Below are 18,960 nucleotides of genomic sequence, written 5' to 3'. Positions count from 1 at the left end.
GTCTCATCTTATCTTCAAGGTGGATAGACCGACAAGGGCACAGAGTATCGCTACTATCCAGAATCTCACCACTATCTTCTGCTCTGGTATCCCTGAAAGCTCGAAATGGTGATGGAGAGGCGCCATCTTGAAAAGCCTCTTCCCGCCAGTCCTCTTGAAGTAAGCTACCTGCAGCATGACTGAAACCGTCTCTGCCACAAACACACCTCCTATCACCAGAAGGAGCATCTCATGTTTTATGAGTACGGCAACAGTACCAATAGCACCCCCGAGGGCAAGAGAGCCGGTATCACCCATGAAAATCTTGGCAGGGTTTGCGTTGAACCAGAGAAACCCCAGAGAGGCCCCCACTACGGAAAGGCAAAAGACCGAAAGTTCTCCTGCCCCGGGGAGAAAGAGAATACTCAGGTATTCGCTTATCTTGGCATGTCCCGTAAGGTATGCCAGGATAGCGTAGGCACCGAAAGCGATGGCCACCATTCCTATGGCAAGTCCATCAAGGCCGTCGGCAAGGTTGACTGCGTTTGAAGAACCGACGATCACTAGAACAAGGAATGGTATGTAGAACCATCCAAAATCCAGAAAATAGTTTTTCAAGAAGAGGAGGCTCGTCTTGGTAGCATATCCCTCCTTGACTGGACCCAGAATCAGACTCAACCCCACCACCAAACCGAGCGCGAACTGACCAAGGAGTTTATACTTCCCTCCCATCCCTTTCCCTCTTTTGAACTTCAACATGTCATCAGCGAAACCCATGGCCCCCAACCAGATTGAGGCTATCAAAATGAGCTGGATGAATCTGTTCGTCAAATCCGCCCAGAGGAGCACAGGAACGACAAAAGTCAAGAGGAGGATTAGCCCCCCCATGGTTGGGGTACCTTCTTTCGATCTATGCCATTCTGGCAGATCATCACTTATCTTCTCCCTGACATTGAACCTTTCCAACCTCCGTATTATTGCCGGGCCTACGATAAACGCCATAATGAGAGCCGTCACAGCGGCATAGGCTGCCCTGAAGGTTATGTATTTAAATACGTTAAAGAAAGAGACATATCTGCTGAGTGGATATAGTAGATGATAGAGCATAAGCTGTAGTTTACCCTCCAGTCCTTTCCAGAACTAGGGCCTGCACGATCTCTTCCATGCGCGTTGCTCTTGAACCCTTCACCAGAACCACGTCCCCATCCTTCAAAAGGGTCTTCAGGGCCGTGATCAGCTCAGACTTCTCCGGAAATTCTCTCACACATTCCAGTCCGGACCTCCTTGCCGACTGTGCAGTGTACTTCACATCCTTTCCATGAACGTAGAGAATATCAACCCCCAGTTCTTTCATCTGGAGCCCCACCTTCTCATGCAATAGTCTCGACGTGGCCCCGAGTTCAAGCATGTCACCAAGGACCACTATTCTCCTTTTGGCACCCATCTTAGAAAGAACCTGGAGGGCACACACGACCGACGCTGGATTGGCGTTGTAGGAATCGTCTACGAGTATGGCACCGTCTAAGGGGATCCTACCCATCCTCCTCTTTTCTGGAACAAGCTGGGATAGAGCCTCGCCCGCTTCCTGTGTACTAACACCAAAAGCCATACCCACCCCAATCGCAGCCAACGCATTGTACACATTGAATGTGCCTGGGATGGGTATTTTGAAGTCGCCTCCGGATTCCAGAGTAAAACATATTCCCCAGTTTTCTTCGCAAACACTCCGGGCCCGAATGGGAGCATCACATTCTACACCAAACCCAATCACGCTCGCCCTCGTCTCCTTGGCCATTTCTCTGAGCGTGGGGTCGTCGAAATTGAGGACGACCTTCTTGTCTTCATCCAGATAGTCGAGGAGCTCTCGCTTGGCCCTGGCTACCCCTTCCATGTCTCCCAGTGATTCTAGATGGCAAGCGCTCACGTTCGTGATCACTCCTAGAACCGGCTCAGATATCTGACACATCTTCTCTATCTCGCCCTGTGCACTCATCCCCATCTCGAACACTCCCAGCTCATCTTCCCCATCCATCTCCAGCACCGAGAGTGGAAGCCCGATCAGGTTGTTCAGATTCCCCCTGTTTTTGCGAACCTGGTATTTGACGCCCAAGACGAGCGCAGACATCTCTTTTGTGGTAGTCTTCCCGTTTGTCCCTGTTATCGCAATGGTCCTCTTCCCAAGTTTCCCTCTGTAAGCCCTCGCGAGATCACCCAGTGCATCAACCGTATCCTTGACCAGAAGAGTGGATACTCGGTCCAGTGGTTTACCGACCACAGCCAGGGTCCCGGACCTGGACACCGCCTCTTCTGCGAAATCATGACCGTCGAATCTGTCACCCTTTATGGCGAAGAAGAGTTGGTCTTTCTCTATGGATCTGGAATCTGTAGAGACGCCTTTGATTAGCATCTTCAGAGTCTGGGAGTCGTTCCCACCAGTTCTCAACGTCCCATTCACAGCCTGTGCAATGAAATCCACGGTCAAAGGCTCCATCAGTTCCCTTTCCCAATTAGACTGGAAAGGACCTTTCTATCGTCAAAAGGTTTCCTGACGTCCCCAACTGTCTGAAACCTCTCATGCCCCTTACCCGCAATGAGAACGGAGTCCCGCGGCTTTGCCATGGCAACCGCTTCTTCAATCGCCTTCCTTCTATCGACCTCTATCTTGAAGTTGTCCTTCTTTGCGCCACTTATGATCTCATCGATTATGGCTTGGGGATTCTCAGACCTGGGATTGTCCGACGTCACTATGGTGAAGTCTGCGAGATTTGTGGACACCTCGCCCATGATTGGTCTCTTGCCCTTGTCCCTATCTCCTCCACATCCAAACACGCAGATGATGTCGCCCTCTGTCACCTCTTTGAGCGAGTCAAGAACCCTCTTCAAGGCATCTGGTGTATGCGCGTAGTCAACAAAGGCCTTGGCTCCGTTGGGAAGGCGGAATGGTTCGAGCCTGCCAGGAACCCGTTTGACATTCTTTATGCCAGCAATTATGGCCTCCTTGTCCAGACCCGAGTACGCTGCCGTTGCGGCGGAAGCCAGCATGTTATAGGCATTGTGCCTGCCTATGAGAGATGACTCAATCTCAGCAGTCTCCCTCTCCCAGCTCGCCTTTATCTGCGTTCCATCAAGAGTGGCTTTGACTTCTGTCGCTCTAAAATCCGCACTACCGGCGAAACCATATTTCACCACTCTGGCTTGAGTAGCAGATGCCATGTCCTCCCAGTGTGGATCGTCGCAATTGAGGACAGCAATCGCTCCTAATCGTAGATTCTTGAAGAGGGATCTCTTGGAGGAGATGTAGTTTTCCATATCAACGTGGAAGTCCAGATGGTCCCTGGAAAGGTTGGTGAACACACCTTTGGCGAACTCGACATCCCTCACCCTCTTCAAGGCCAGCCCGTGGGAGGAGACCTCCATGGCCAGAGCCTTAACTCTGCCTTCTACCATCTTCCCCAGGATCCTCTGCAAATCCAGGGATTCCGGAGTGGTCAGCTGTGCCCTTTGCCTTTTTCTGCCAATCCAGTATTCGATGGTGGTCAACATCCCTGAACGCATACCAGCGGCCTCATAGATTGACCTTAGTAGATAGCAGGTTGTAGTCTTTCCATTTGTCCCTGTGACTCCAGTTATGTCAAGCTTCCTTGATGGAGTGCCGTAGTAGACACTTGATATGTGGGAGAGAGCTTCCCTGGTGTCAGGAACCAACACCTTGCAGACCTCAAAGGCCGCGTCAACCTCCCGCTCTACTACCACTGCCACAGCACCCCTTTTTACCGCATCACTGACATAATCATGACCGTCCGCTTTGAACCCCTTTATAGCTACGAAAAGGGTGCCGTCGGTCGCCTTCCGCGAGTGGTACGCAACACTGGATATTTCAACAGTTGGGTTTCCATCAATCACGCAACCTCTCAGTTCTTCGATCAGCTCTGCCAGGTTCATCATCAGCCTCATCGCAACTCAGCCAGGCCCGAATATATGTCTGACTGGTAGGGCCGCATCTCAATTACCTTCTTTGCTATTCTCTTGAACAGTGGGGCGGCAACATCTGAACCCCAGTGTCTCCCAACTGGCTCATCCACGACCACCACGATGACGAGTTTGGGATCAGTTGCAGGAAGAAAACCCACGAATGAACAGACAAGCTTACTATCAACGTACCCGGTACCAGGCTCAGCCTTCTGAGCCGTACCGGTCTTCCCGGCAACAGATATTCCATCAAGGCGCGCCATCCGGCCAGTGCCATACTCCACAACGCCTGTGAGAATGCCTCTCAATTTGTCACAAGCCTCTTTTGAGATGACTCTTCTTACTACTTGGACGCCCGATTTCTTGAGAACCCTGCCATTGCTGTCGATGACTCCCTTCACAATTGTCGGCTCAACCAATTCCCCGCCGTTTGCTATGGCAGCGTAGGCAACTGCTAACTGCAGAGCAGTCACGGCAACACCCTGGCCAATGGCCACATTGGCAAAGCGGATCTCCGACCATTCACCTGGTGGAGAAAGAAATCCCTTCGCCTCTCCGGGAAGCAGAATTCCGGTCCTGTTGCCGAACCCGAAGGCTCTGGCTGACTCATACATCCCTTCCTTCCCAAGCCTCCTTGCCACTTTCACCGCCACCACATTACTCGAATAGGCAACAGCTTCACTGAAAGTCATGATTCCATGGTTCTTGACATCCTGTATCTTCAGCGAACCTATTCGAATTACTCCTCCATTGGAATCTATTGAGTCTCCCGGAGCCACCAGGGACTGGTCCAGCGCCGCACCATCGACAACTATTTTGAAAGTTGAGCCCGGCTCAAACATGTCTGTGATCGCCTTGTTCTTCCACGTACTCGCATCACCCCTACCCAAAAGGTTTGGATCATAGCTGGGACAGTTGGCCATAGCCAGGATTTCGCCGGTACTCGGATCCAATACAATCACAACTCCTTGCCTGGCACGGAACCTATCCACGGTCTTCTTCAGTTCTTCTTCGCAGATAGACTGAACACTCGCGTCAATCGTCAGAATCATGTCCTTGCCCCTTTCAGCCTTCTTTCTGGGGCAGTCTGGGAAGGGATAATGGTTGCCTGAGACCCTCTGGAGTACAGCCCATCCTGGTGAACCGCCAAGTATAGATTCGAACTGATACTCTATTCCCTCAAGGCCCGTCTTGTCCTCACCTACGAAGCCCAGAAGATTTCCGGCCAGGCTTCGCATCGGGTAGTGTCTCCTGGAATCCCTGGAGACGCTGATCCCACGAATCTTCGCTTTTTTGACCAGCAAGGCCGTTTCCTCCCGAACTGACCTTCTGATCCAGACAAATCTTGAGCCACTCCTCAGGAGAGATAGAATCTCCTTGTATTCGCCCAGGCCTAAGTCTTTCAACACTTCGGCCACATCTTCTTTGTTCTCGATAGCAGGGCAGACGGCACCTACGGAGCTGACCTCCACGGAGCCCGCAAGCAGCCGATTCATTCTGTCGTAGATGTTTCCCCGCTCAGACTCAAGCACGACACGGCACTGCTGCTCCCTTCTGGCCCACTCCTCGAGCTGCTTTCCTTCCACCAGCTGAATCATACCCAGCCTGAACACCAGGCCTGACCAGGCTAGCACCAGGAGCACAACGACAAACTTAATTCTTCCCATTTATGCGACCCTTTTCACTCAAATGTATGCATCTTGAGTCAGATCTCACCACGACAATCTGATCCGCGGCTGGAAACCTCAAGCCAAGCCGGTCTATGGCGATTCTTTCTATCCTGCTGCGTGAGGAGAGTACCGTCTTTTCGATTTCTAACCTTTTTGCGGCATTCTCCACGCTCAAAATCTCGTCCTTCAACTCTTCCACGCTGATAGTCAGTTCCAAAGCAGTGATACGCTCCCACACATAGAAGACAGCAAAGGAAACGGCAAAAAAGAAGAGGAATGTGGTAAAGACTCTACTCCTCAACACTCCTCTTTTCGCTTTTTTCACTTAGACAGCCTCCGCAGCCCTGAGCCTTGCGCTGCGTGACCTCTTGTTGGCCTTGAGTTCTCCCTCTTGTGGCTTGATCACCTTTTTGGTGATCAACTTGACAGTTGGTGTGGACCCCCTGGACAACTCGAGGAATCTGCGCTTCACTATCCTGTCCTCTAGTGAATGGTATGCAATGACAACAATCCTTCCGCCTTTCTTCGTGTTTTCAAGAGCAGAATCAAGACCGGCCGTAATCTCTTCCAGCTCATTGTTCACTTTGATTCTTAGAGCCTGAAAGACCCGTGCCAGGGACTTGTGAGCAAGCTTACCGCCGACCGACCTCCTCACGACAGATGCGAGCTGCCCTGTCGATGCAACCCTTCCCCTCTTCTTCTCCTGCACGATCGACCTGGCGACCCTCCTCGACCACCTCTCCTCCCCATATGCTCGTATTATCTGCTGCAGCTCGTCAACTTCGAGCTCGTTGAGGAGGTCGGCGGCGGTAAACTCACACTCCTGGTCCATTCTCATGTCAAGGGGACCGTCCAACCTGTAGCTGAATCCCCTCTCAGGGTTCCCGATCTGAACAGAAGAAATGCCCAGATCGAAAAGGAACCCATCAACTGAACCGGCGCCTGCTTCTCTTAGAATCTCATCCAGCTCCCCGAATCTTCTCTTGAAGAAGTTCACCCTCTTGTCGAATCTCTTGAGTCTCTCTCTTGCAATCTCCAGGGCCTCGTTGTCCCTGTCAATAGCTATGAGAATTCCGTTGGGGGACGACACTTCGAGAATCTTTTCAGCATGACCTCCTGTTCCCACTGTGCAGTCAACATAGGTCCCCCCCGGCCTCACCCTCAGCTTCTCGATGGCTTCCTCCAAAAGCACGGGAATATGCTCTGTCAATGAACTAACCTCTCGAAGCCATTTCTAAAAATCGAGTGATTCGAGATCTTCCTCTATTGTCTCCTCAACTGCTGCCGCATTCTCCTCGTAGTCCTTCCTGTTCCAGATTTCCATCCTATCGTAGACGCCAATTATGACCGCATCCTTCTTGACGCCTGCGTATTCGAGGAGATGTTGAGGAATTTTTATCCTTCCCTGGGAGTCAACCAGTACCCGCTCTGCGTTCGCCATGAACCATCTCACCACGTTCCGTGACTGCCTTTTCGTCTTGGGGAGTTTGGCAAGCGAATCGGCGAAGTTCATCCACTGGTCCAGTGAGTATAAAGATAGGCACTTATCAAACCCTTTTGTCACCACATATGTAGAATCAGCCTCCGGGAGCAGCACCTTTCTGAACTTGGCCGGAACTGCAATCCTGCCCTTGTGGTCTACAGAGTAGTAGTATGTTCCCTGGTAATTCATCACACCAACATGTCCTTACAGTTCACCACATTTACCCACAATTCACCACAGAGGCATTCTAAGGGCATCTAACTCCTTTGTCAAGAGAAATTTAAAAAAATCGGACAACTTGCAGACGTTGGATGTAAGATGTAGAACATAGGATAGGTTCAAGTGGTACCAGGTTTTACATTTTTACATTTCTGTAGGGGCAGGGCTTGTCCTCCGTAGCTACGGAGAGCGAAGGAGGGTCTCCCTGCCCAAACTAAAGGGCGCGGAAACCGCGCCCCTACAAGGACACCCAACATCGATGTCAGCAAAAGTGCATGCCTGGCACCATGCCTGGAGTAGCCGAGCTTGCTCGGCGCGCCACCCCGTGAAACGAGGCAGGCAAGTGGTGCTACTCCAGAGGCTTGGCGAAGCGCGGAGCCATCCCTTTTCACTTTCCTTCCTGGCTCGTCTCACGAGCCCCGTCGCTGAGGGGGAGGATAAAGGAGAGGGTGAAGACTTATTACGAAGGCAAAACCCGACAAAACCACGAAGGGCCTGTCCCCACGTCTATGCGAAAAGCAGACTCGGAGTTTATCCTGAGTGAGACGAAGGGCTAACGCTCAGAGTGACCCGACTACGCTTTCGCTAGCTACGTCGGGCTGCGCCAGCCCGTCGAAGCTCAACGAAGTTGAGCGAAGACGGGTCATTCTAGAGGAGCCCAGTTGTCCTTCAGAGCCGTACAAGACGCAAGCCCGACTAAGGGGATACCGCTGAGTCGGGCGCAGTCCCCCGAAGCCGATTAGGCGAAGGGGGGAAGAATCTGCTTTTGTAGACCCTACTAACGAACCAGAAGCATCTTGTTGGACAGAGTGCCTGACTCGGTTGTCAGACGGCAGAAATAGACACCGCTTGCTAGCTTTCCATTTGCTTCATCTCTACCATCCCACATGGCTGTATGTAAGCCGGCAGGTTGAGCCGCATCAACCAGTGTTCTCACAAGACGCCCTGTGACGTCATAGATTTCCAACGTAACCGAGCCTGCGGTTGGTAGTTCATATCTGACGGTCGTAAAGTCGGTGAATGGGTTGGGCTGGTTTTGTCGTAACCTCAAGACCCTTGGTTGCTGCTCAACCGTTGATTCATTGATACCTGTCGCAATATGTCTCAGTATCTGCAGACTGTCATAGTCAGCAACGAACACAAGGTCGCCAACTGCAAATACACCTCTTGGATCCCCTGGTGTATCGTAGCTCGCCACCAGACTTGGGCTGAGTGGATCAGAGATATCTACTACCCTTACTCCTCCCTCAATAGACGGGTAATCTGCGGCAGCCACATAGGCATAGCTGCCTGAAATCCAAACATCAAGCGGGTCCCCTACGATGTTGTCAACACTGGCGACTATCTGGGGAGAAGACGGATCAGAAACATTAACCACCTCGAGACTACCAAAGCCAAAACCGCCCTTGCATGCGACGTACGCATATTCACCAGCCACAGAGATACCGTAGCAGTTGTCGGGCATGTTGACCGCACCAACACGATAAGGGTTCAGAACGTCAGCGACGTTCACAATCACAAGACTATCATAGTCGGCAATGAAGACGAGTGTGTCCTGTGTGGAGAGGTCAAGCGCATATCCAGGCGTATCGAAGTACGTCACAGTATCTGGTGATGCGGGATCCGACACATTGATAATACCCAAGCCGTCATCACCATTTGCCAAATAGGTTATGGTATCTACTGTACAGACGCCCGTCGGATCCGGGCCGCCAGCTGGCGGCACATAGCACCAGCCAATGACATAGAGTGAATCGGGGTTGGAAACGTCCAACGTGGAAAAGCCATTGCCCAATGCAGTCCAGTTTAGGTATGCAACGGCATTCTCAACGAAGAGTCCCAATGCCCAAGCTAGCGGATCATTGAGTGTACCAGCGACCCAAGGAAAGGAGGGATCCGTCGCATCTACTACTGTTACTGCCCCTCTGTCCGCCACATAGGCGTAGTCGCCCTGCACGAACACACCCCAAGCAATCCCTGGCGTAGCACATGCCCCCACCCTCACGACGGAGTCTGGCATTGCAGGTTCAGCCAAGGCTATGCCGAAAGGAGCCACCAAGGCTGCCATGATGATTGCTGGACAGGTTGCCCTTTTTATCTTTGCCTCCAAGCTGGGAAATCGCCAATATCATAGCACCAATCTCGCACTTGTCCAGCCTTCTTTCCCAGGCTCGCATTTGGTGCCTGGCGTGACACATTGACATCTTGGCCAGCCCTCACCCAACCAGTGGCGTGTTTTCTATCAAAAGTGCAAAAGTGCATGCCTGGCACCATGGTTTGAGACTTCGTAGGGGCAGGGTCTCCCTGCCCAATAACCAGGGATGGAACAAATCCTAATCTCTAAATGATAACTAGCAGCGGATGTCTGACACTTTCGAAGCAGCTGAGCGTCTGACTTTTCTTTTCCTCCATGTCATACTCTGCGCCGTTTTCCTCGAACTGGGCGCCAACCTAGCGCGCCGCAAGCGGCGCTACTCCATACATTCAGGAGTAGCCGAGCTTGCTCGGCGCCACAGGCAAGGGTTCTCCGCACATTCCCCAACTTCTCCCTGTCACCAACTTTCTTGGAGAAGAGCCAAAAGTTTATACCTGGCACCAAATGCTGTGAATTCGTCAATTATGGCTTACAGCTCGAAGGGCAGGGATTACGGGGAAAGGGGTGGTTGCAGGGCTTTATCTAGTGCGGATTCAAGCAATTCCATGCCTGAAAGAATCCGCAACCGTACTGTGAGGGCATAGAGGGGAATTGTCAAATTTACATCCGTAATCCGAACCATATCTTTTTCAGTGGTGAGGAGCCACTCGGCACCTGAACCCCGGGCCTCTGTTTCCATTACGAGCAGCTCATCCCTGGTGTATTTGTGGTGGTCAGGAAAAGGCTTTGTATCTTTGATATCTCCTCCACACTGAAGGACGGACAAATAGAACGAAGAATGGTTTCCGATACCAGAAAATGCATAGACGGGTCGGCCCCGGAGCTCTCCCAGATCAAGAGCCTTTTGATCGCAGCCCACAAGCAATTCAGGCTCGTGCGATGCCCTCATCAGGGGAACACCACATGCAAACTGCCGAGCCAGGGTTTCCACCGCCTCAACAATATCTGACTGATTGCATCTGGTGACAACGATTAAGTCGGCTCGCCTGAGCGCAGAAAGAGGCTCTCTCAGCAGGCCAAATGGAATAATCCTCCCATTGCCGAAAGCGTTTGTGCAGTCCAGTAGAACAATATCCAGGTCTCTTTCCAAGCTCACGTGCTGAAATCCGTCGTCCAGCACGAAGACATCTGGCGAATATTCTTCCATGGCAGCAAGGCCAGCCTCAAACCTATCCCTGCTGACCAGCACCGCTGCATTCGTCCCCCAGTTCGCTATCATCCACGGCTCGTCGCCGCAGGACTCATAACCGAGCAAAGGACCCCCGCCTTTGCTCACTACCCTCAGTCCTCTTCCCGTCCTCTTGTATCCTCTGGAAAGAACCGCAGTTCTCAGCCCTTCCTTCTCTAGCATTTCAAGCAGAAGTCTGACGAAGCTCGTCTTTCCAGTTCCCCCAACAGTGATGTTTCCCACGCTTATCACAGGTTTAGGCAGTCTCCTTCTCCTCAGCTTGAAATTAGCGTGGGCCTTGGCGCCAAGATAGACCAGAGGATAGAAGGGCGTGGCAGCTTTGAGAAGAACGTCTACGGCAGGGTGGTCCATTCTTGATATGAGAAAAGCTTCCAGCTTATCGTTTTCCATGTCCAGTCCCTAAGATTTTTTTCTGGCAGAGGTCTTCGTATATCCTGTGCGAAACTCCTGATCTTTGTATGACCACATCTTTTGCATTCCTGCCCATTTCATCACGCAACCCATCATTTCCAAGCACACAATTGAACTTGGAGGCAAGGTCCCTCCACCCATCCACCCTCATCCCCCCTTTTTGTCTGATCAAGGCCCGGGCTTCTTCATCGCAATTGTCAGTATATCTCCCAAAAAGTACGGGAGAGCCCCACATGGCAGGTTCAAGAAGGTTGTGTCCTCCGTAGGCCCTCAGACTCCCACCAACAAACGACACATGAGCGCACCCGTAGACCCTGGCGAGATCGCCAATGGTATCAAGTATGAGCATGTCTTCGCCTGAATAGCAGTTGCCATCCGACCTGAGTGTTACTCTCATCCCCCTCTCTTCTGCGAGACTGGCAATATTCTGAGCTCTTTGTACGTGCCTCGGTGCCACCACAAAATAAGTGGATGGGTGATGCTCCCTCACAATCTCAAAGGCTTCGATTATCTCCTTCTCCTCTTCGGGTCTGACAGAGCCTGCCACCACAATTTTCCTCTCATCTGGCAGTGAGAACTCCTCGTTGATAGAATTTCTTGGTATTGAAGGTATGTCCAAATCAGACTTCATCCCCCCTGTGACTGTTATACGTAGATTCTCCGCACCCAGCCTTTCAAACCGAACACGGTCTGCCTCTGTCTGTACAAACAACCACTCGACCCTCTTCAACACTCTGGCAAAAAGCGGTCTGAAAAGAAGATAACGGTTGAGACTCCTAGCGCTGAGCCTCGCATTCACCATCACAACCTGAGTTCCAGATTCTGCTGTCAGCTTTATCAGATTGGGCCAGATTTCTGTCTCGGCGATGACAAGAACCGAAGGCTTTATCCTGCTCAGGGCGGTTTTTATAAAACGAGAGGAGTCCAGGGGTGCAAGAAAGGAGGGGACATCAGGAAAAAGTCTCTTTGCCCGATCCTTTCCAGTCCTGGTCATGGTGGAGATGACTACCCCAGAGTCCGGTTCTCGTCTTCTAATCTCTGAAAGAAGACCGGATATTGCAGAGAGCTCACCAACAGAAGCGCAGTGGAACCAATAAACTATGCTCGCTTCAGGTGGGGCAACTTCTCCCAACCTCTCCGTGAACTCTTCGTTAAGCAAAGGTCGGAGCAGGTGAAGGGAAATCGACACAGGAAAGGTGAGCAGGCTATAGACGACATGCCACAAGATTCACCTCGTGAGAAAGTAACTGTTTGCGGTTTCCGACAGCTCTGCCAGCTCCTTTCCTGCAACACTCGTCACCGTCGATACATCATCCCTTTTGTTGACGTGAATTGGATCCCCATATACAACGACGCAGCGCGAGAAAGGCGCCGGAATGACAAACCTATCCCAGGACGAGAGAACTTTCTTCCGCTCGACCCCAATTCCCACAGGTAGAATGGGGAGACCGGTCAGTTGCGCGAGCTTGACTACTCCGGGCTGGAATACGCACCTTGGACCGCGCGGGCCATCTGAAGCGACTGCAAGGCATCTGCCTGCTCTCGCCTTCCTCAACATCTGTCTGAAAGCTTTCGCTCCTCCCCTTGTTGTCGATCCCCTCACAGGGTCGTATCCAAGAATCCTGGCAACCTTTGAGGCAATTTCACCGTCTGTGTGCTGACTTATCAGTATGCTTATTCGTCTCCCCCTGTGAGTGAATAGAGGAACTATCATTCTGCCGTGCCAGAATGCGTATATGACACAACGGCCGGGGTCTTTCCTACCCGCCTTTTTTGTTCTCAGGGTTCGGCCGAGAACCAGCACAAAGAGGCTGCCCAGCACCGCAGCAGCGTTTATCTTGAAGCGCTCAAGTTGCATCTCTTCTCCGAAAGGTCGAGAATGATCTCCGCAGCCCGCCTGCTTGCGCCAGGACTTCCTAGACGTGAACGCACCTCAGAGAGGGCCTTCTTCGTCTCTTCCATACGTTCACGGTTTGAAAGGAGAAAAAGAATCTGATCACATATCTTTCTCGGAGTCGCTTGAAACTGTATGAACTCGGGAACGATCCTTCGTCCCGCTATGATATTGACAAGTCCCACAGACCTGACCTTAATAAGCGCTTTTGCCAGTGCCCAGGTTAGAGGAGAAGTCTTGTAGATGATAAACATGGGAATGCCCAGTATTGCAGCCTCAAGCGTTGCAGTGCCGGATGCAACCATCAGCAAATCAGAGGCCTGCATCACCTCATATGTCTTCCCCTCGAGGACTAAAACGTCTTCGAAAATCTTCTCGCACAGAGATCTGACAAATCCCGTGTCGATAGTCTCTGCCACTCCAATGGCGAAGCAGGTTTCCTTCTTCTTCTCTCTTATCATCTTCGCACAGCGAAGCATGATAGGCAGTATCCTCCTCACTTCTTCCTTCCGCGACCCCGGCACCATGCCTATGAGCGGACCACTTCTGGAACAGCACTCAGAACGGAAATCTTCTTTTGAAACCTTCGGATTCACCAGATCGAGGATGGGGTGTCCAACGAAGTGACACTCCAGTCGTGTCCCTTCATACAGGTCACATTCAAAGGGAATCACAGATATGAGACCATCAAACAAAAGGGACACAGACCTGGTCCTCCAACCGCCCCAGGCCCAGACCTGCGGACCAATGTAGTAGAAAATCTTCGGGATCGAACCTCTTATCAGTCTGGCAAATCTCAGATTGAACCCCGGATAGTCTACAAGCACAGCCATATGCGGCCTTCGTCTGGAGGTTTCTCTGAAAAGGTGAGACATTGCTCCCCTTATCGCCCCCAGCTTGGAAAGTACCTCACTAAACCCAACAACCGACAGTTCCTCGGTCCGCCTCAGAAGTTCTACGCCTGCATTTTCCATCCTGGAACCGCCTATTCCGAAAAACGAGAACTCGGGTTCAAGCTTCTTCAGTTCCCTGACCAGATTCGCAGCGTGCATGTCTCCGGATGCCTCGCCGGCAACTATGAGGACTCTTTTTGAACTCATGATCTCTTGACCAACTGCTTGGGGTACAAAACGGGCGTCTGGACTTAGTGCTTCAATAGGTTGCTCACTCAGCACTTGTCCTGAGTGAATGAATTCGTCATCGAATTTATGAATCGAAGGACTTAGATGGTCACTCTATTCCTATCCTGGCTCTCCTTTCTCTGATCAACTGGAGAATCTTGAAGGCCACCACCAGGGCATCTCTCCCTTCCTCCCCTGTAGCCAGATTCGTCTTCTCCTGTTCACCAATCTCCTCAAGGAAAGCCTCCAATTCGGCCCTGAGCGGTTCATCTCCACCCACCTCAACCTCTTCCCTTCTCACCTGAGGCCTCCCATCTTCACCCAGGAGTCTTGTGTAGATCTCCACACTCTTGCCCGGAGAGTTAATCGAAATGTACTCATTCTTCTGAAATATTCTGATCTTTCTCAGATTTCCCTTTGAAACACGGCTGGCAGTTAGATTAGCAATGCAGCCGCTGGCAAACTCCATTCGAGCATTTGCTATGTCCTCATGCTCAGTGAGTACAGGTATGCCCACAGCATCAACCTTCTCCAGTGGAGACCTGACCAACCAGAGAACCATGTCTATGTCATGAATCATCAGATCGAGGACCACGGCGATATCAGTTCCTCTCTGCCTGAAACTTGCAAGCCTGTGGCACTCTATGAAAAGGGGACAGCTTATCCTCTCTCTCAGCGCCACGATTGGTGGACTGAATCTCTCCGTGTGACCGACATAGAGCCTTGTCCCATTCTTCCTGGCAAGCTCAACAAGAGAACTGGCCTCCTCTACACTACAGGCTATCGGTTTCTCCACGAGAGTGTGAACCCTCTTTGAAAGTGCTTCTTTTGCCAGAGTATAGTGGTGCTTGGAAGGCACTGCTATGCTTGCAGCATCCACTCTTTCGAGAAGGTCTGCAGGCTCTGAAAAGAATTGAGTACCGTAGGTGGAGGCAATCTCTTTTCCGCGCCCCTCGTCTATGTCACTCACTCCAACAAGTTGTGCGCGCTCAATCTCAGAATAGATTCGAGCGTGGTGTTTACCCAGATAGCCCACGCCTATGACGCCAACTTTCACTTTTTCCAGACTCTCTCAGGCTTTCGTTTTTCTCTTACGTTTGCCTTTTTGGGAGAAGAAGTGATTCGCAATCCTGTCTGCAATCTTTTGTGCGGTCAGGCTGCAGATGTCCAGCAGCTTGTCTCGTGATCCGTGCTCCACGAACTGATTGGGAAGCCCCAAGCGGAGAACTCTCACGTCGCTTAAATCCAGGTCCTCCAGGATTTCAATTACGCCTGAACCAAAACCTCCCCTGAGCACATTCTCCTCAACAGTGACGATCTTGCCTGTTTTCTTGGCCACAGTCTTGACCAGAGCCTCATCAATCGGCTGAGCAAACCGTGCATTGATAACAGCTGCGTCTATTTTCGCCAACTTCAGAAGTTTTGCAGCCTCAAGGCAGGGGTAAACCATCGAGCCGATGGCCAGGATGGCGACATCCTTACCCTTCTTCAAGGTTTCAGCCTTGCCCATGGGGAGCACCTTTATCTCCTTCTCCAGTCTGACCCCAACGCCGGCACCTTTCGGATATCTTATGGCAACAGGACCTTTTGTGTACGATATTCCAGTCAAAAGCATGTTCCTCAGCTCGTTCTCGTCTTTGGGCGCCATTATGATCATATTCGGTATCAGCCTCAGGTAGGAGAGGTCAAAGGTGCCGTGATGCGTGGGTCCGTCTTCGCCCACAATACCACTCCTGTCCATGCAGAACACAACGGGAGAGTTCTGCAGGCAGACATCGTGCAGCACCTGGTCAAACGCCCTCTGGAGGAATGTGGAGTATATGGCAGCGACAGGTCTGAGACCCGCAAGGGCCATGCTGCAGGCGAATGTGACAGCATGCTGCTCTGCAATGCCCACATCAAAAAACCTGTCAGGTATCCTGTCCGCGAAATAGCGCAAGCCGGTCCCTTCCCTCATCCCACCAGTTATTGCCACAACTCTTTTGTCCTTCATTCCGAGTTTTACAAGTGTTCTGCCAAACACATCTGTGTAGTCAGGGGGGGCATCGGAAGGCTTGGAAAGGCCGGTCTCAACATCGAAAGAGCCCAGACCGTGGAATCTTGTTGGATTCTCCTCGGCATAGGAATAACCTCTCCCTTTCTGGGTCAGGACATGCACCAGTATTGGCCCTTTGAGCCTTTTGACTGAGTTGAGCGTGGTTATTAGTTCCTCCATGTTGTGTCCATCCAGAGGACCAACATATCTGAACCCCAGTTCTTCGAACAGTATCGAAGGGACAGCCAGGTTCTTAAGACCTTCAGCTATCCTCCTTGCGGCATCCCTTGCCCTTGAACTCAACCCCTTTGGCAGCTTACCCAAAAGCTCCCACACATCATCCTTAATCCTGTTGTATATGGGATACATGGTTATCCTCGTAAGGTATTCAGAGAGTGCTCCCACATTTTCAGAGATCGACATCTCGTTATCGTTCAGTATAACAACCAAATCCTTCTTCAGATGACCCGCCTGATTTAAGCCCTCAAAGGCCATTCCTGCAGTGAGAGCGCCGTCTCCTATGACAGCAATCACTCTGAAATCTTCTCCCTTAAGGTCTCTGGCAGCAGCAAGACCGAGCGATGCGGATATGGAGGTCGAAGAATGGCCGGTGCCGAAAACGTCGAAGTGACTCTCATCTCTTCTGGGAAAACCGCTTATGCCGTTCAGGGTCCTCAAGGTGTGAAACTGCTCTCTTCTTCCCGTGACAATCTTGTGAGTGTACGATTGGTGCCCAACATCCCAGATGAGCTTGTCCCGGGGTGCGTCGAACACATAATGGAGAGCGAGGGTCAATTCGACAACACCAAGATTCGGCGCGAGGTGGCCGCCATTTCTGCTCACTATGTCAATGATTTCGGCACGGATTTCTCCTGCCAGCTTCTTCAAGTCGCCCATCTTCAATTCGCGCAGGTCTGCTGGCGACTCTATCTTTTCAAGAATGGACAAAACTTCTCCCTATCTCCCGAACAGGAATCCCGCAATAAAACCGATTGCGGCCCCTGCCAGAACCTCAAAAGGCGTATGCCCCAGCAACTGCTTGACCTTCCCCTCTGATACTTTCCTGTCTCTAAAGAACTCATCAACAATCCTGTTGAGCACTTCCGCCTGTTCCCCTGCCGCTCGCCGTACACCGGCAGCCTCATACATTATAACCAGACTCAAAAGAAAAGTGACTGCAAACACCGTCGAATTAATCCCATTTTCAAACCCGACCACAGTACACAGAGCAACTATGGCTGCAGAATGTGAACTGGGCATCCCTCCAGGTTCAGTCATTCTCTTCAGATTGATCCTTCTCTCTCTGATATAGAAGCTGACAACTTTTGAAAGTTGAGCAACCAGACCACACACGATGGGAAGGATGATGGCCCTGTACTGGTCGTAGAAGGCTAACACCCCCCCTCCTCCTTTTCTTCATCAACCTTCAGTTCGCCCTGTTCATCCCTTGTCAGTTCTTTCACCTTTAGCTCCGCATCGGTCAGCCTTTTCTTCAGAGTTTTCACCAGTCTGGACGCTTCCTCGCACAGCTCTATCGAGCGGTCAAGACCAACTTCCCCGGACTCTATTTCTGCAACGATCTCCTCCAGCCTGTTCATTGCATCTTCAAAGGTCAAATCGCGCATTTCTCAGGCCCCCACCTCTTCAACAATACATTTCGCGCTCCCCTCAGCGAATTTCAAAGAGACACCATCGCTCTTGCTCAGTACTGAGGAATTTCTCACCAATTCCTTCTGTGGAAGTTTGAGGCATATGCAGTAGCCTCTGGAAAGGGTCGCTTCAGGTCCGGCACTTTTCAACCTCGCCTCCAGTGCGGAGATCTTCCCGCCCAGAATCTCAAGCCGGTGTCTGATGGCCGTGGAACCTCTCCTCTGTAGTTCATCCAGACTCTGCCAGCTCTCCATGACCAAATCCTGAGGCCTCCTCAATCCATAACTTCTGGCCAGTGCCTGGAGTTTCCTTTTCAGGTCACTAATCCGTGCAAAAGAGGCTCGCGTGCCTCTTTTGACAAGACTATCCAGTTGCGAGAGGATCTCCCGTTTGTTCGGGACGACTATTTCTGCGGCTGCCGAAGGAGTGGGGGCTCTCAGGTCAGCAACGAAATCGGCAATCGTATAGTCTACCTCATGACCAACAGCAGAGACAACAGGTTTCGTTGATCGGTTAATGGCTCTTGCCACAACTTCCTCGTTGAATGCCCAGAGGTCTTCTATTGAACCTCCTCCTCTCCCCACTATGATCAGGTCCACTTCTCCGTACTCATTCAGATCGTCAATTGCCTCTGCAATGTCCGCTGATGCACCCTCCCCCTGCACTCTTGCTGGGCGGAGAACGACTGTCAGGAAGGGCCACCTTCTCCTGAGGATGTTCAATATGTCTCTCAGGGCAGCACCTGTGGAAGAGGTTACCACACCGATGCGGGCAGGAAACGGAGGCAGACTCTTCTTCTTTTCCTCATCAAAGAGGCCCTCTGCCTGGAGCCTCGCCTTCATCTTTTCGAAGGCCAGGGCCAGCTCTCCAACCCCAGCAGGCATGAGGAAGAGAACCTGCAACTGGTAGAAACCCCTCTTCTCATATACTGTTATGCGGCCTAACGACTTCACCTTCATGCCATCAATAGGGGTGAAGCTCAAGGACTCTGCGTCTCTCCTGAACATGACACATTTCAGTTCACTAGCCTCATCTTTCAGGGAGAAGTAGATATGACCAGAAGAATGTGGTTTGAAATTGCTCACTTCACCCACCACCCAAACCTCGGGGAAGGCGTCTTCAAGCAGACTCCTGAGCTGCCTGGTTATCTCACTTACCTTGTAGACCTTCTCAGCACCCAAAAGA

General features: G+C 51.5%; 17 protein-coding genes. All 17 read right to left on the bottom strand.

Annotated features, from left to right (window positions below; all coding sequences use genetic code 11):
- Window positions 1-3: 3 nt before the first annotated feature.
- The 17 genes from E3J62_05020 to xseA all read right to left on the bottom strand — a co-directional run bounded on the left by E3J62_05020 (window position 4) and on the right by xseA (window position 18,956).
- On the bottom strand, window positions 4-1,086 hold the full coding sequence (locus E3J62_05020) for a phospho-N-acetylmuramoyl-pentapeptide-transferase (GenBank protein TET46206.1): 1,083 nt from the start codon (window positions 1,084-1,086) through the stop codon (window positions 4-6).
- 10 nt (window positions 1,087-1,096) lie between these two features.
- A complete protein-coding gene (locus tag E3J62_05015) occupies window positions 1,097-2,470 on the bottom strand; it encodes a UDP-N-acetylmuramoyl-tripeptide--D-alanyl-D-alanine ligase (protein ID TET46205.1) in 1,374 nt (457 codons plus the stop codon).
- Entirely contained in the window at window positions 2,470-3,933 is a 1,464-nt protein-coding gene (locus tag E3J62_05010) for a UDP-N-acetylmuramoyl-L-alanyl-D-glutamate--2,6-diaminopimelate ligase (GenBank protein ID TET46204.1), read from the bottom strand. Before E3J62_05010 ends, E3J62_05015 begins: the two co-directional genes overlap by 1 nt.
- Entirely contained in the window at window positions 3,930-5,615 is a 1,686-nt protein-coding gene (locus E3J62_05005) for a penicillin-binding protein 2 (GenBank protein ID TET46203.1), read from the bottom strand. The genes E3J62_05010 and E3J62_05005 overlap by 4 nt, the downstream gene beginning before the upstream one ends.
- Window positions 5,602-5,943: a cell division protein FtsL gene (gene ftsL, locus E3J62_05000; GenBank protein ID TET46202.1), complete on the bottom strand. Its 342-nt coding sequence runs from the start codon at window positions 5,941-5,943 to the stop codon at window positions 5,602-5,604. Before ftsL ends, E3J62_05005 begins: the two co-directional genes overlap by 14 nt.
- Window positions 5,944-6,828, bottom strand: a complete 885-nt coding sequence (gene rsmH / locus E3J62_04995; GenBank protein TET46201.1) for a 16S rRNA (cytosine(1402)-N(4))-methyltransferase RsmH — start codon at window positions 6,826-6,828, stop codon at window positions 5,944-5,946.
- 24 nt (window positions 6,829-6,852) lie between these two features.
- On the bottom strand, window positions 6,853-7,290 hold the full coding sequence (gene mraZ / locus E3J62_04990) for a division/cell wall cluster transcriptional repressor MraZ (protein ID TET46200.1): 438 nt from the start codon (window positions 7,288-7,290) through the stop codon (window positions 6,853-6,855).
- An 808-nt stretch (window positions 7,291-8,098) separates the two neighbouring features.
- Complete coding sequence (locus E3J62_04985; GenBank protein TET46199.1) at window positions 8,099-9,430, bottom strand: T9SS type A sorting domain-containing protein; 1,332 nt, start codon at window positions 9,428-9,430, stop codon at window positions 8,099-8,101.
- 535 nt (window positions 9,431-9,965) lie between these two features.
- Window positions 9,966-11,054: a tetraacyldisaccharide 4'-kinase gene (gene lpxK, locus E3J62_04980; GenBank protein TET46198.1), complete on the bottom strand. Its 1,089-nt coding sequence runs from the start codon at window positions 11,052-11,054 to the stop codon at window positions 9,966-9,968.
- Complete coding sequence (locus tag E3J62_04975; protein TET46197.1) at window positions 11,041-12,303, bottom strand: hypothetical protein; 1,263 nt, start codon at window positions 12,301-12,303, stop codon at window positions 11,041-11,043. Before E3J62_04975 ends, lpxK begins: the two co-directional genes overlap by 14 nt.
- Entirely contained in the window at window positions 12,304-12,933 is a 630-nt protein-coding gene (locus E3J62_04970) for a DUF374 domain-containing protein (GenBank protein ID TET46196.1), read from the bottom strand.
- Window positions 12,909-14,069: a lipid-A-disaccharide synthase gene (locus tag E3J62_04965; protein TET46195.1), complete on the bottom strand. Its 1,161-nt coding sequence runs from the start codon at window positions 14,067-14,069 to the stop codon at window positions 12,909-12,911. The genes E3J62_04970 and E3J62_04965 overlap by 25 nt, the downstream gene beginning before the upstream one ends.
- Window positions 14,070-14,199: 130 nt before the next feature.
- Complete coding sequence (locus E3J62_04960; protein ID TET46194.1) at window positions 14,200-15,156, bottom strand: Gfo/Idh/MocA family oxidoreductase; 957 nt, start codon at window positions 15,154-15,156, stop codon at window positions 14,200-14,202.
- A gap of 6 nt (window positions 15,157-15,162) precedes the next feature.
- Complete coding sequence (gene dxs, locus E3J62_04955; GenBank protein TET46193.1) at window positions 15,163-17,073, bottom strand: 1-deoxy-D-xylulose-5-phosphate synthase; 1,911 nt, start codon at window positions 17,071-17,073, stop codon at window positions 15,163-15,165.
- Window positions 17,074-17,082: 9 nt separating this feature from the next.
- Complete coding sequence (locus E3J62_04950; protein ID TET46192.1) at window positions 17,083-17,523, bottom strand: divergent PAP2 family protein; 441 nt, start codon at window positions 17,521-17,523, stop codon at window positions 17,083-17,085.
- The gene (gene xseB / locus E3J62_04945; GenBank protein ID TET46191.1) at window positions 17,517-17,750 is read right to left on the bottom strand and encodes an exodeoxyribonuclease VII small subunit; all 234 of its coding nucleotides are present in this window, start codon (window positions 17,748-17,750) and stop codon (window positions 17,517-17,519) included. The genes E3J62_04950 and xseB overlap by 7 nt, the downstream gene beginning before the upstream one ends.
- A 3-nt stretch (window positions 17,751-17,753) precedes the next feature.
- Window positions 17,754-18,956 (bottom strand): exodeoxyribonuclease VII large subunit, encoded by a 1,203-nt coding sequence (xseA, locus tag E3J62_04940; GenBank protein ID TET46190.1) that lies wholly within the window; start codon window positions 18,954-18,956, stop codon window positions 17,754-17,756.
- Between the last annotated feature and the right edge of the window lie 4 nt (window positions 18,957-18,960).

The organism is candidate division TA06 bacterium (assembly GCA_004376575.1).
GTDB lineage: Bacteria > Hydrothermota > DG-26 > E44-bin18 > E44-bin18 > E44-bin18.
The sequence above is the reverse complement of the archived record's forward strand: the minus strand, read 5'-3'. Positions and strand labels throughout refer to the sequence as shown.